General features: G+C 38.5%; 7 protein-coding genes. 3 read left to right on the top strand and 4 right to left on the bottom strand.

The genetic code is table 11. The features are described 5' to 3' along the window. The first annotated feature begins 76 nt into the window (after nt 1-76). Nucleotides 77-547: a GyrI-like domain-containing protein gene (locus ACVWYG_RS01175; protein ID WP_457268295.1), complete on the top strand. Its 471-nt coding sequence runs from the start codon at nt 77-79 to the stop codon at nt 545-547. Nucleotides 548-1,114: 567 nt separating this feature from the next. Here ACVWYG_RS01175 and ACVWYG_RS01170 read toward each other — a convergent pair. The 4 genes from ACVWYG_RS01170 to ACVWYG_RS01155 are packed head-to-tail and all read right to left on the bottom strand — an operon-like array spanning nt 1,115 to nt 8,636. Continuing rightward, nucleotides 1,115-2,245 carry a DUF4998 domain-containing protein gene (locus tag ACVWYG_RS01170; RefSeq protein WP_457268294.1) on the bottom strand — a complete coding sequence of 377 codons (1,131 nt, stop codon included), beginning with the start codon at nt 2,243-2,245 and terminating at the stop codon, nt 1,115-1,117. A gap of 29 nt (nt 2,246-2,274) precedes the next feature. Further along, nucleotides 2,275-3,459 carry a DUF5000 domain-containing lipoprotein gene (locus ACVWYG_RS01165; RefSeq protein WP_457268293.1) on the bottom strand — a complete coding sequence of 395 codons (1,185 nt, stop codon included), beginning with the start codon at nt 3,457-3,459 and terminating at the stop codon, nt 2,275-2,277. 41 nt (nt 3,460-3,500) lie between these two features. After that, the gene (locus ACVWYG_RS01160; protein WP_457268292.1) at nt 3,501-5,387 is read right to left on the bottom strand and encodes a RagB/SusD family nutrient uptake outer membrane protein; all 1,887 of its coding nucleotides are present in this window, start codon (nt 5,385-5,387) and stop codon (nt 3,501-3,503) included. A gap of 54 nt (nt 5,388-5,441) precedes the next feature. Beyond that, on the bottom strand, nt 5,442-8,636 hold the full coding sequence (locus ACVWYG_RS01155; RefSeq protein ID WP_457268291.1) for a SusC/RagA family TonB-linked outer membrane protein: 3,195 nt from the start codon (nt 8,634-8,636) through the stop codon (nt 5,442-5,444). Nucleotides 8,637-10,195: 1,559 nt separating this feature from the next. Here ACVWYG_RS01155 and ACVWYG_RS01150 point away from each other — a divergent pair. Beyond that, nucleotides 10,196-12,871, top strand: coding sequence for a c-type cytochrome (locus ACVWYG_RS01150; protein WP_457268290.1), 2,676 nt, complete (start codon nt 10,196-10,198; stop codon nt 12,869-12,871). A 61-nt stretch (nt 12,872-12,932) separates the two neighbouring features. Further along, entirely contained in the window at nt 12,933-14,012 is a 1,080-nt protein-coding gene (locus tag ACVWYG_RS01145) for an aldose 1-epimerase family protein (protein WP_457268289.1), read from the top strand. The last annotated feature ends 22 nt before the right edge of the window (nt 14,013-14,034 follow it).

Below are 14,034 nucleotides of genomic sequence, written 5' to 3'. Positions count from 1 at the left end.
AGAGGGCTGCGTCAAAAAATTAAATTTACAGGTTTTAGTGCTCAACAATTAAATATCCATTGGCTAAAATTAACAGATGCATCGTACAGAAAGAATTCGAAGAAAAGCGTGTAAGTTGATTGGAATTAAACTCGATCAAAAAACAATGAATAAAGATGGGCGGTCTAGCATCGACTGTGGAAAATTGTGGCAAAAATTTGAGATAGAAAAATTTGAAACTATTATTTCTAATAAATTAAGCGGTGATATTTATGCAGTATATTATGAATATGAAGGCGATTACACAAAACCGGTCAACTATTTTATTGGCTACGAAGTTGAATTGAACGCTGTTATTCCCGATGGCATGGTCCAATTATTTGTACCTCAGGGCACTTACACCAAAATTTTTTCAAAAGGTAAAATGCCCGATTGTGTCGCGAATTCTTGGAAAGCCATTTGGCAGTCGCAAATAAATAGGAATTATACATTTGACTTTGAGGTATATACTGAACGAAGCAAAGATTGGAATAATGCTGAACTAGAAATTTTTGTCTCAACTCATTAATGCAAATCAATTGAGTGCGGCGATTGCTGTAAAGCCCGGTTCATTAATTTTGTAAAAAGCGTTTGGTTTAAAATAGTGTTTTTTTACATTTTAAACGCGCTGCCATCAAATTTCTTGAAGCATTGTTTTTTCGCCAGGCAGATGAGGTAATTTGTTGGTTATAAAGTTTTTGGTTCATATTGATAAAAATCGACTTCATTAGATATTTATTTAGCCGATATTTTTTTCAGAAATCCTAAACCTAGGCAATTACCGACGGTTCTTTATTTGGCTTATTTCTGAACGGTCGATGAAATTTGAAAACACACTTGCCTAAACTAGGGAGGCTTAAAGTCAACACCAATAAAGGCAGTTTAAATGGAAGCTAAATATTTTGAAATGCATTTTAGGATCGTTTTAAGTATTGAATTTTATTTGTTCAAGTTGTGAAATTAAGCAGGAATTAATTTTTTCTAGATAGAGATTTTCTCTAGTAAAAAATGTGTTAACGCCGAAAATAATGCGCAAAAAAAAAGGGTCACTGTTAAGTGAACCCTTTTTATGAGAATGTCGCTATGCTGAATTATTTTACAGGCCGTACGTACTAATTTCGCCCAATACCATATTTGAATCTGAACCTTGGGTTCCAACAAACTTAAAGTACCTGGCTTTTGGATTGTTTGGGAGCACATAGCGTTGTTCCCCGTTTAAATTATGATCGAAATCAAAACTCCCTTGGCTCACCCAATTTACGTTGTCTATGCTGGTTAAAAAATCGAATTTGTCTGGCCCGCGTTTATCTCCGCCTGGGGAATCAAAATCCGTTCGCCAAACTCCAAATTGAGTAAGGATTCTTGGCGCACCCATGTCTATAATTATCCAATGTGGGTAATTCGAGCACCCGGCGCAAGAATGCCACCTTGTGTGTTCTGTTCCATCGATAAAATTAGCTGCAGCGTTGTCTCCGCCGGGGTGTTGAGAGGAGAAAGAAACGACATGCCAATCCGCTTTGTCAATAGCGAATAAACCGCCCTCCAGATATGGCGTATAAAACTTATCTATACTCATAGAATCCGGCTTAAAAATGGTTCGAAACTCGTAATTAGTGTTTGCCAACATGTCTGTTATTTCCGTTGTTTTTATCTCGCTCGTTTTAACCATCACCGGAAATACCTGAGTTTTTACTTTACCTAAAACATCGGTGTACTTAACTTCTGATGCATAGGCACCATTTGCAACATCAGCACCGCCCCAATTAATGGTTAGCTTTCCCGCTGCATTGATTAAGGTAGAGTTTACAGGTCTTGTGAGCAACTGTGATTGATATCTTTCCCCATAAGAGCCTCCAACTACTTCCACTGGAACAGAGACATTTCCTTGTGTGTCATAAGTTTTGATGACGAAAGTATAGTTTTTCTCCTCAAGATTGTTTATCATGACTTTTATCGAATCGCCGGTAATTGAAGCAATATCTACAACGATAGAGTCAGTAAAACTATTCCAGTAAATTTTTGCTTTAATTACGGATCGATCAACACCTTTGGGCCAAACAATTTCTATTCTACTTTGCCCCGAATGTGCAATGGCTATTGCCTTTCCTGGATAGACTAATCCTCCGGAAACCACGAAGTCTTTATAGGTTGCATCCATCTTTCTGCAGGCTGAAAACAGCAACAGTGTTGACAATAACATTAAACTGATATGAAATATCTTTTTCATAATATAATTTTTATTGATGAGGTTAAAATTTATGGTGCTATTTGTCCAAAGAACTTTAATTCCATGATTACTACCTGCCCGGGGCTACTGTATGTTTCTAAAGATTTTAAGCGTAAATACCGAACAGCAGGTGGTTGTACGGCAAATTCGAAATCAGCACCCAAGTTACAAGCATAATTAATATCTTCATTGGTTTTCTGGCCTAAAGGTAAACCTGAAGGTTTTGGCGTGGTATATTCACCCAATAGCGTCCAACTTGCCCAACTTCCGTCGGGATCTGGAGCATTTGACCCATAAAGTTCAAAATTCTTCAAACCCGACCCTGTATAACAGTGATCGTTTTGTTCCATAAATTGCTTAAATCTACTTAACAAAACCTTTTTGCCTAGATCAATGGTAATCCACTGCGGTAGAGACGAGGCATTAGATGAAGCATAAAGTCTTCTGTCTGCTAAGCCGTTCCATAAATTTTCGATATTATACCCAGCATCTGCAAGTGCAACTTGATCACTGGGCAACACCAATTTTTTATAGGTATCGCTGGGAATTTCAATTTCATATTTAGGTGTCAGCGTTTTAAAAAGGGTGTCAGATTTGTTGTTCCATCGGTCGCGAATGTATACTGCAAATTTTTGCGGTTTTGATTCAAATCCCCTCGCAGCAAAATCGCCCTTTATTGCGGCTGTGTAGAACGTTCTGGCAGTTACCCAATTGTTGTTTCCAGTAGTATCTTTTAAAATTACTATTGCCAAATCTGCTTTACTTGGATTTAGCATCGAAACGTTTACTCCACCAAAAGTCTCTTTAAATTCAACGGAATTAAAAACTGCCTTTACTGGCGGTGTTAACGGTTTAACATCAACCAAAACTGGCTCAGATGTTTTTTCGTTTGCAGCCACACTATATACTTTTACAGCATGAACAAGTTCATCTCCAAAACCTACCAAACGGAGCGTATCTGTATATTTCGATGATTTTGCCTCTCTAAAAACGCCAGGCTGTATTTCGTAAATTGCCTTTACGTAAGCTAAATTTACGTCGGGTGGCAACTTATATGTTAGGATACCACCGCCCGGGGTGGCATTAACCGTCACATTGGTTACCGGCATTGGTGCTGGGGTATTGGGATTTGCGGAATCTAACCTGCCTTCCTTTGCACATGCGCACCAAAAAAGGGCTATTAGCAATCCTCCAATAATATATGTATTTTTCATTTTTTGTATTGGTTAAATAATCAATCTTTAAATCCTGTAACTTACCAACCTAGGTTTTGAACTAAATTTCTGTTGTTAACAATGTAGTTCTCATCAATTGGCCAGAAATAGTCTTTTGCCCCAAATGATTGGTTGTAAATCACCGTAGTTCGGTAATAAGAAATTGGCTCAGTTTGAGTCAGATCCCATCCTAATATTTGCTTGTTTAGTTCTGTTGCAGAATCCTTCCACCGGCGCAAATCCCAAAGGCGCTGCGACTCAAAGCACAATTCAATTAAACGTTCTTGGTGAATAATGGAGCGCATGCCATCTTTATTTAAGTATTTAATGGGATTGGTAGAAAAGTTTGTCCATGATACGGCAACGGTAGGTAAACCTGCGCGTGCCCTTACTAAATCTACATATTTGTTTACATCTGCCACTGGTCCAGCAGATTCATTTAATGCCTCTGCATACAATAGATACAGGTCGGATAAACGCATAATTGGGTAAGGATAATCAATTACAGAATAATCGCTGGAAGAGCCGATCACATTTTGAAAGTTTATTAATTTCTTAAGGTTATATCCTGTTACAGTATTATAGCCATATTTACCTTTTCCATTTTTTTGTTTAAACTTACCTTCTAAATAAAATAAGCCATTAAAGTCGCTGTCATCATAACGACCATGGCCATAATAAATCCCACCATCAAAACCTAAGTCGGCATAAAAGCGGGGTTCTCTATTAAAGTGTAAACCAATGGTTGTATAACCTTTATGAACAAGTAATTTATCGTCGTCGCCAGATACACGCAACTGATAACGCCCTGTATAATTATAACTTTTATCTTCATTGATTGGCACACCATTTTCAGAATAGAACATCTCTGCGATTTTTAAAGGAGGCGAAAGTTCCCCTCTGGTAATCACTCCATCAAGATATCTAGGATCCCACCAGCTGGATGTTAAGCGCTGTAAATTTGCAGTGTTAGATTGGGTGTTGGCCCAAATAACTTCATTGTTCCACTTTTCTGTTATGGCGCCATTTAAACTTAACTGTGTTTTAATAGCGTCGCTAACCGCATATTGCTGGAATGCCGGATTGTAAATATATAGTTTCATCCCTGCCGAGGTGCAAACGTCTATGGCTCTCTTACAAGCAACCGCTGCACTATCCCATTTAATTTGAGAAAAAGTAGTGTTGAATAGTGGAGTTCCATTTGGATTCTTTAAAGCAGATTGATCTGTATTGCCATTAAACAAAGGGCTGGCCGCAGTGACCAATATCTTTGCTTTTAAAGCTAGCGCAATTGGCAGCGTAATTCTACCATCTTCGGTTGCCGGACTATTTACCACTAAAGGAAGGCCGGAAGCCGCTTCATTTAATAATTTTGTAATGTAGTTGAAGCACGAATCTACAGGGTCTCTAAAAACCTTAACCTCATTTACATCTGCCGAGATGGGCAGGTTGGTTTTGATCAAAGGAATTGGGCCATACATTCTAACTAAATAAAAATGGTAATAGGCCTTCAGAAATTTTACTTCAGCTATCCATCTAGTCTTCTCCTCAGGCTGCATATCTGGCACCTTGGTTATGTTTTCGAGGAATATATTACAATCTCTGATTCCCTGATACATCTGTGTCCAGCGGTCTCCAAGTGGCCCAACTTTACTTTGAAAGCCTTTGGCCATTTCCAAAAATGCTCCTCTCTCCGGTATCTCCCACAGTTCATCGCCACCTACCATTGCTGGGTCGTCTCCCAATTGGCCGTTTCTAGGAAGGAAAGAATAGCAGGTATATAAAAACTTTTTAGCTTGTGCGCGCAAAGTAAAAGCATTATCTATCGTAGCAACATTGTCTGGCACTACATCTAGAAACTTTTTGCAGGAACTTAACACGGCTAAAAATAGCGTTGTGTAAAGTCCAATGATTATATATTTTCTCATAATTTGTCTTTTTATGAATTTGCCGAGCGCTTATGAATGCGCCAAAATCCAATGTTATTTTAATGATATGTTTATACCTAGATTAAATACCCTTTGAATAGGATAGCCGAGACCGTCGCCGCCCATTTCAACATCCCATAAGTTGAATTTGCTAAAGTTTAGCAAATTGGTCGCATTGGCATAAATTCTAAAATTAGATGTGTGTAATCGGTGTTGAATTCCTTGCGGAATTTTGTAGCCAATTTCTACTTGTTTTAATCTTAAAAAAGCTCCGTCGCGCATAAACCAGGTACTTAGTTGGCTGTTATTTTCGTTAACTGTAGAACTTAATCTTGGCCAAAGGGAATAAATGTCTCTAGAATCTTCCGACCAGTGACTATCGGCATATGCTTTTAACAATTGTGTTTCGTTGTTAAAAGGAGAGGTAGCACGGGAGTCAATCCAGAAAGATTCGTTTGATAAACCTTGGAAAAAAGCAGAAAAATCAAAGTTTTTAAATCCAGAAGAAAAACCGAACCCATAAACTATTTCCGGTAACCTTGGGTTGCCGATTGGAACCATATCTGCACCAGTAATCTGTCCGTCACGATTGACATCTGTATATTTGATGTCTCCACCTCCATAGGGTCCAAAATTTTGTTTTGGGGAGTTTGCAGCTTCCACATCGTCAACAAACAATCTCTCTGCAATTAAACCATAATCCTGAAATATTGGATGACCGATACGACTGCGGTATTTTTCATCATATATCGGCTCTTCATAGACCGTAAATTTGCTCCTTGCATAAGTAAAATTTCCCATCACAGAAACCCAAAAGTCGTTGCTTACGGTTTGGTTGTATTCTAAAGAAAGGTCAGTTCCTTTTCCTTCAGCCTCACCTACATTCGCTCTCACATCTGCGGTTAAACCCATGGTTACCGGGATCGCTGAGCGGCTCATTAAGATATTTTTACGTTTCTCGGAGTACACTTCGGCGGTTAGTTTTAGCTTGTTAAAAAATCCCATTTCAAGGGCTAAATTTGTTTTGGTCGATTTTTCCCAAGTAATGTCTTCGTTGGCATATCTAGAAATATTTACACCATTTAAATAACTACCTGCACCTAATCCATTTCCAAAGCTAGCACCTCTGTAGTCTGCATTCATGTCTACATTTGAGAGGTAAAAAAATCGATCTGTAGGAGAGCCGATTGCATCGTTGCCAATAAGCCCATAAGTTGCTCTCAATCTTAGGTTGTCAACAACTGGTTTTACATTTTTGAAGAATTTCTCATTAGAGATTGTCCAAGCAACGCCTGCAGATGGGAAATACCCGTAGCGTTGTTTTGAAGAAAATCTTTCCGAACCATTGTATCCGAAGTTATACTCTACATAGTAGCGGCTGTCATAATTGTAAGTTGCTCTTCCAGACAGTCCCATGTTTCTAGAGGGCAGAGATTCTTGAAGGTCTCCTCCATTTGCGCTCAAGTTATTTTGCATCATAGCAACCAATAACGCGCTAAAGCCATGCTTTTTAAAGTTGCGGCTATAGTTTATCTGACCTTGTGCATAGAACACAGAATTTAAGATTCTTCCGCCTTGATTATAATCTAAATATTCGGTTCCGGTATCTTCATTTATCGGGTTTATGGAATAAGTGTTTTCAACGGGATCGTAACCAATAAGTTTGTAGAAATAGGGATTGTATGCCCTAGTTACATCGAAAAAAGAGGTGCGATTGGTGTTCATCATCACCTGTGCATTAAGTCCTTCAGTCACGACAGACAAGTCTTGCTTAACTTCTAGCTGCGCCAACATTAACGAACGAGACGAGTTCTTATATCCTCTAACTAAATCTGCATAAGGATTCAAGTAGCCGTGACCACCTACATCAGAATTACCAAACATGATGTGCTTTACAAACTGGTGTTGATCATCAAGCGGATAATAGGCGGGGAAAAGTACAGGATTGGTACGCATAACTCGTCTATACATTTCTGCTCCTCCATCTATAGGTCCAACATAATCGTCAAAATTACCACTTAAGCGAACAACCATTTCGGTTGTTTTGGTGAGATTGATGTTCACATTTGATCGAAGTGAATAACTTGTTAAGTCGATATTGTTGTTAAAATTATTTCGGTGATCTACTTTTAGTAAGCCATTATCCTTGCTCAGCGAACCGGACACGTAATATCTTGCCACTTGACCACCTCCACTTACGTTTAAGTTTGCACGTTGATTCATCGTATAATCTTTGAATACTAAGCTTCTCCAATCGTTAGCAGGATAAATATTTGGATTTAACCCTTGACCTGTATTGGCAATTTTTTCATCACTATACAATACTTCGCCAAGAGGGTTTCGGGTTAATACTGCCTCATTTGCCTGTTTCATATAGGTGATCGGATCTGCCAGTGCTATGTCTTTCACAGAGGTAGATAGGGAATTCTCTAACCTAAATGACACTTGCGCGCTACCAACTGCGCCTTGTTTGGTAGTGATTAAAATTACGCCATTTGCACCGCGAGCGCCGTAAAGTGCAGTGGATGTTGCGTCTTTCATTACAGAAAAACTAGCGATATCATCTGTTTGCAATCGGGCTAGTTCTGTCGTTCCTACTTCCATACCATCGATTAAAATCAATGGATCATTTTTATAACCAAATGTGGTTACCCCTCTAATAAAGAAATTTGCATTGTCGTTTCCTGGTTCGGCACCACGTTGAAAAGCAATCATACCCGGAATACGACCAGCCAATGCAGTTGTTAAATTGCTTGATGGTATTTTAAGGTCTGAAACTTTTACAGAAACAACAGAGCCAACGAGGTCTGACTTTTTTTGAGTACCGAAAGCCACAACCACTACTTCGTTTAGTGAGTTCTTTTCTGCCTTCAACAGGACGTTTATAACCGTTTTTCCACCCACAGGTATTTCTTGTGTGATGAAACTGACGTAGGAAAATACCAAGACCGAGTTTTTATCTGGAACTTCTAATGTGAAGTGACCATCTTTATCGGTTTGCGTTCCAATAGTTGTACCCTTGACCTTTACTGATACGCCATAAATGACGTCTATAGAGTCGCGAACTGTGCCTACAACAGTTATTTTTGGAACTTGACGCTCGAAATGCGCAGCTGCACGATTGTCTTTTGCACTCCCTTTTAAGGAAAATAAAACTAAAATAATGGTAAAAGAAAGCAATGGGGTAAAAAATCTTGACACAATACGGATATGTCTCCAGCAGTGAAATGCCGTATAAGCTTTATACATCTTAATAGTTGGTTAGGTTTTGAATTTAGTTGGTAATGAAATAATGCGGTGCAACTCTATGGAATTGGGGTTAGCAGTTGTTCGCTGATGTGGAAAGTGTTTTTAATTCATAACGTTCTTAGTTTTGGTTAATAATCGGTTAACTGATTTATTTTTAGGGGTAAATATTTATAGTTGGAAAAAATAGAATTTTTCCTAAATGGTAGACAGATTTGTATGCGAAAAAACTAAGTGGAAAGAAATTCCAAAGAAGTAAAATGGCTCCATTTTTCTTTGCGAATTCCTTTGTTCGGTTGGAAATTCTAGGGTCAAAAAAGAGTGCTTTGAGCACAGCAAAGCCATTAGCTTGCAACGGCAATTTTTGGTCATTCATATCTGTAATTTCGGTTACCCTCCAATCTGTTGGAGTTACGTTTAGTCTAACAGTTCTATTGGTGTACTGTAAATTGATAGTTAGTCAGATCTGTAAAGTCTTCGCCAGTTATTTTTTCTAATTAACTTATTTTTTGTTTGTTAGAGTAAAACGTTTTTCCATCTTCCTTATATTTGGTTTGATAAAAGTATAGAGGAAAATGGAAGACACTGTTATGCACTGTCCTGTTCGCAAATTATTTATTTATCATTTCCAGTTTACAATTCTTCATTTTTAGCAAACATAGTTTGGGTTTTATAAGCACATAACCGGATGAAAAATTAGCTTAAATACTACTTAGAAATCTTAAAAATATCAAGCAATTTTACAGTAGTAAAAAAACCCCTTTTTCCATATGTTAAAAAAGAAAATTAGCATAGCATATGCCAAGAAATTGCAAGAAAAAGCTGAATTGTTTTATTTGGAAATCTACAGTCTAACAGGAGCAGCAGTGTGGATGGATAACGAAGCTTTAGGGTAGCAAAAATTTTGATTATCCTTTAAATCGCTTACGATTATTTCCAAATAATGATGGTAAAGTGCCTAATAGTTGCTTTAATTGATATTATTTTTTTGGTCAATAACAGGTGAAAGATTTCTAATGAAAGGACCTATTTCCCAAAGCCTTTTTTATAAGATGGCCATAATTTGTAGGGATTTTCAATATTTAATCGATACTCCGCAAATTAAAGCTTCCAAAATAACCATGGTTAGTCACTCGGCGGCACATGTCGAAACAATATAATTTCGGGCATAAGCAATGTCCAGCCTTGGCAACAATAAAAGTATAGCGATTTCTATTTAGAATAATTTAAAACTCCATAATTATAAAATGCGCTTGCCAACATAAATCCGACTCAATAAAATATCTATAATCCTTTTAAAAAGAGTACCTTACTGTTCAGTTTGGGAAATCCTTTTTTTGAATAAATTTATTTTGAGTGATTTTTTAAGTCATCGACAGGACAGTACAGGTTGCATAACAGTTAAATAGTTCTTAACCTTATAAAACCAAATATTATTGTTTCTTCAAACTGAAGCGAACACCAAAATTAATTGTGGACAAGAATGCTAACCTATCTTACACTGTAAGGGGTCAGTAAATTCAATAACACGATCAAAAAAGTACTAAAGTAAACGATTAAATATGAGCTCAAAACGTAAGTTATCTACCAAATTATTAATAGGATTATCTTTAATGGTTGTAGTAGGTGTTTCTTTTACAACCTTCCAAAAATTTATACCTGGTCCTAAAGTAGAAAAGCTAAAACTTTTGCCAGGCTTCAAAGCGGAGCATTTGTACAGCCCATCAGACAGCAAAACGGGGTCATGGGTGGCCATGACTTTCGATGACAAAGGCCGGATGATTACTTCCGATCAATATGGCTTTTTGTATCGGCTGGATATCCCGCCAATTGGTTCGGATACCAACAAAGTTAAACTGAAAATCGAAAAGCTCATTGTGGGAGATTCCACTACTTCAAAAGTAGGCATTGGCTATGCGCACGGGTTGCTTTATGCATTCAATAGTTTATATGTCATGGTTAACCACAACAGTGATTCCACCCTTAAAAAAAGCAGTGGACTTTACCGTCTGCAGGACACAGACGGAGACGATCAATACGACAAAGTTACTCTACTTAAAGAACTTCATGGTGAGGGTGAGCACGGACCTCATAGCATTGTTTTATCCCCAGATAAAAAATCGATTTACATTATTGCAGGAAACCATACGGATATTCCAGAAATGGATGCCTATAGGTTGCCTAAAACCTGGAAGGAAGACAACGCCTTCCCGTTGATTAAGGATCCGAACGGGCACGCAAATGACCGTTATGCTCCCGGGGGTTTTGTTGCCAAAATCAATCCAGATGGCTCTCACTGGGAATTAATAAGTGCAGGCTATAGAAACGCTTTCGATCTTACATTTAACGAAGACGGCGAAATGTTTGTTTACGATGCGGATATGGAGTGGGATATTGGTATGCCTTGGTACAGGCCTACTCGCATAAGCCATTCTACAAGTGGTAGTGAGTTTGGCTGGCGTTCGGGCAATAGTAAATGGTCACCTAACTATCCCGATAATTTACCCGCAATATTAAACATTGGCCCGGGCAGTCCTACCAATCTTATAAGTGGGAATACAGCCAAATTTCCCGAAAAATATCGACGCAGTTTATTTGCCTTTGATTGGAGTTATGGGATTATTTATGCCGTTCAGCTCATACCCGACGGTTCGTCTTATACAACAACTGCGGAAGAGTTTGTTTCGGGGTCACCATTGCCTTTAACGGATGGGAAAATCGGGCCGGATGGTGCTTTGTATTTCTTAACCGGCGGACGCAAGCTCGAATCAGATTTATATCGGGTTTATTATGGAGAAAATACCTTGCCAAATGCCGATTTAGGACCAACAGGTTCAGCTGCCGAACTGCAGGCGAGAAATGTAAGAAAGCATCTAGAAGAATTTCATGCGCAGCCAAATGCTGATGCTGTTAAAACAGCCTGGCCTTACCTAAAAAGTCCTGATCGTTACATCCGTTATGCCGCACGAATAGCGGTAGAACACCAGCCTGTTGCGGAGTGGCAAGAGCGCGCGCTGTTAGAAAAAGATCCCGTAATATTGACACAAGCCATGGTTGCCTTGGCTAGAACTGGTGGTAAGGAATTAAACACTAGGATGTTAAACGCTTTGATGGCGGTCAATTACAATCTTTTAACTGAAGCCCAGCAAATTGATATATTAAGAGCTTTTGAACTGACTTTATTAAGAACCGGTAAACCGCTACCACCCGAAAAAGCGAAGCTAAGTGCGTATTTAAATGCGAATTTTCCGGCTAAGACCAATGAGCTTAACCGATCGTTGAGTAAAATTTTAGTCTATATAGGCGACAATCAAGTCGTAAAGAAAACGCTTAATTTAATCGACATTGCCAAAGACGATGACGCTGGTCAAAAAGCAATAACAAGTTCCTCAGATCTAATTTTAAGAAATCCCGAATACGGCTTAGATTTAGCCAAGATGTTAGCAAAAACTCCACCAGCACAGCAAATTTATTATATAACAACTTTAAGCGAAGCCAAAAATGGGTGGACAACTTTATTGAGAGAAAAATATTTTAATTGGTTTTATAAAGCTTTTAGTTACAAAGGTGGCAATAGTTATATCGGTTTTATCGATAAGGCACGTAAAACGGCGCTTGCTAATGCTCCAAAAGAACAATTTGCTCATTACAATAAGATTTCCGGAAATGCATTACTAGAAGGTGATGGTATGAAACTAGTTAACTTAACAAGACCTAAAGGGCCTGGAAAAGAATGGAAAATCGAGACAGCGCTAGCGGTAGTAAAGGACAGTCTGATTGGGCGTAATTTTATTAATGGCAAGAATATGTTTGCCGCCACGCTTTGCAGCTCATGCCACAGCATTGGAGGAGAAGGAGGAGCTGTTGGACCCAATCTAACACAACTAGGAACTAGGTTTTCGGAAAAAGATATTTTAGAGTCTATCATTGAACCTAACAAAGTCATTTCTGACCAATATGCTGCAACCGTTTTCTATTTAAAAGATGGAAGTTCCGTATTGGGAAGGCTTAATAATCAAACGAAAGAAAAATATTTCATTTCCCAAAACCCTTTTGCACCGCAAACGCTGCGTGGTATTAACAAAAAAGATGTGCTTAAAACTTCCTTATCTGACGTATCCATTATGCTCCCTAACATGATTAATAGTTTAAATGCCGACGAACTTAAAGATTTAATGGCTTTTTTAATCTCTGGAGGGAATAAAGACAATAAGATGTTTAAGGGAGTGAGTAAATAATAAAGGGTTGGACTGTACTAAGAGAAAGTACGTCCAATTAGTGTCGAACCAAGTATGAAATATGAATAAATCTGCCTTAGACAATCAAACTTGGCAAAATAAAATTTCAAATCCTGCGCAATTGGGAGGGATTGAAACTGCTATTATTGACAATGGTGCTGGTAAGGGAACCCGTATTGCGTGGATAAATACAGGAACTGGTTTACGCTTCAAGGTGGTTATCGACAGGGCGATGGATATTGCCGATGCCTTTTACAACCAGCATAGTTTAACATGGTTGAGCCATTTGGGCATAACACCTCCTCAACCTTTTTCTGATAAAGGCATTGATTGGATCCGAACATTTGGCGGAGGTCTGTTGGTAACATGTGGTTTAACCCATGTTGGTGGGCCTGAAGAAGACCAATTTGGAGAACGTGGCCTTCACGGGCATATCAGCAACATCCCAGCAGAAATAGAATCCATTGTACAGCCAGATCCCGTTGCCGGTAAAATGGAAATGAGTATAACTGGACTTATTCGGCAAACTCGTCCACTTGGCATTAGATTAGAATTGCGAAGGACGATCACTGCAACATTAGGTAAGGCTTCTATTCAAATTCACGATGAAGTCATCAACAAAGGTAATACCCAAATACCGCACATGCTCTTATACCATTGCAATTTTGGTTGGCCACTAGTAGATGAGGGTGCTGAAATTGTTTGGGAAGGTTCTTGGAAATCTCGCGAAAGCGGTGTTGGAAATAAAATTTTTAAGGAAGGAAATAGCTTTAAAAAATGTCTGGCTCCTTTAGCCGAGCACAGCGGCGGCGGGGAAGAAGCTGCATTTATTGACATTACACCCAATAGTTTCGGACAAAGTACCTGTGGGATTTATAACCCGGCAATAGGTATTGCACTAGCTTTGCGATTTAAAAAAGCACAACTGCCTTGGCTAACCAACTGGCTGCATTTTGGAAAAGGAGAATATGTAGTGGGCCTGGAGCCTGGAACAAATCCACCCGTTGGACAAGCAAAAGCACGCGAGTTAAATCAATTAATTCAACTTTTGCCGGGAGAAAGCAGGGAGTATGATCTGGAAATTGAAGTTTTTGATCAGGAAGCAACCATTAATGAATTTTTAAATTATAAAAATAGTTGAAACTAAATTATCCATTATAAAT

This window comes from Pedobacter sp. UYEF25 (assembly GCF_054061655.1).
This window is presented reverse-complemented; position numbering and strand designations above follow the sequence as displayed.

Coding starts and splice junctions, on each gene's coding strand:
- ACVWYG_RS01175 (WP_457268295.1), top strand. CDS start 77: ATGCATCGTACAGAAAGAATTCGAAGAAAAGCGTGTAAGTTGATTGGA.
- ACVWYG_RS01170 (WP_457268294.1), bottom strand. CDS start 2,245: ATGAAAAAGATATTTCATATCAGTTTAATGTTATTGTCAACACTGTTG.
- ACVWYG_RS01165 (WP_457268293.1), bottom strand. CDS start 3,459: ATGAAAAATACATATATTATTGGAGGATTGCTAATAGCCCTTTTTTGG.
- ACVWYG_RS01160 (WP_457268292.1), bottom strand. CDS start 5,387: ATGAGAAAATATATAATCATTGGACTTTACACAACGCTATTTTTAGCC.
- ACVWYG_RS01155 (WP_457268291.1), bottom strand. CDS start 8,636: ATGTATAAAGCTTATACGGCATTTCACTGCTGGAGACATATCCGTATT.
- ACVWYG_RS01150 (WP_457268290.1), top strand. CDS start 10,196: ATGAGCTCAAAACGTAAGTTATCTACCAAATTATTAATAGGATTATCT.
- ACVWYG_RS01145 (WP_457268289.1), top strand. CDS start 12,933: ATGAATAAATCTGCCTTAGACAATCAAACTTGGCAAAATAAAATTTCA.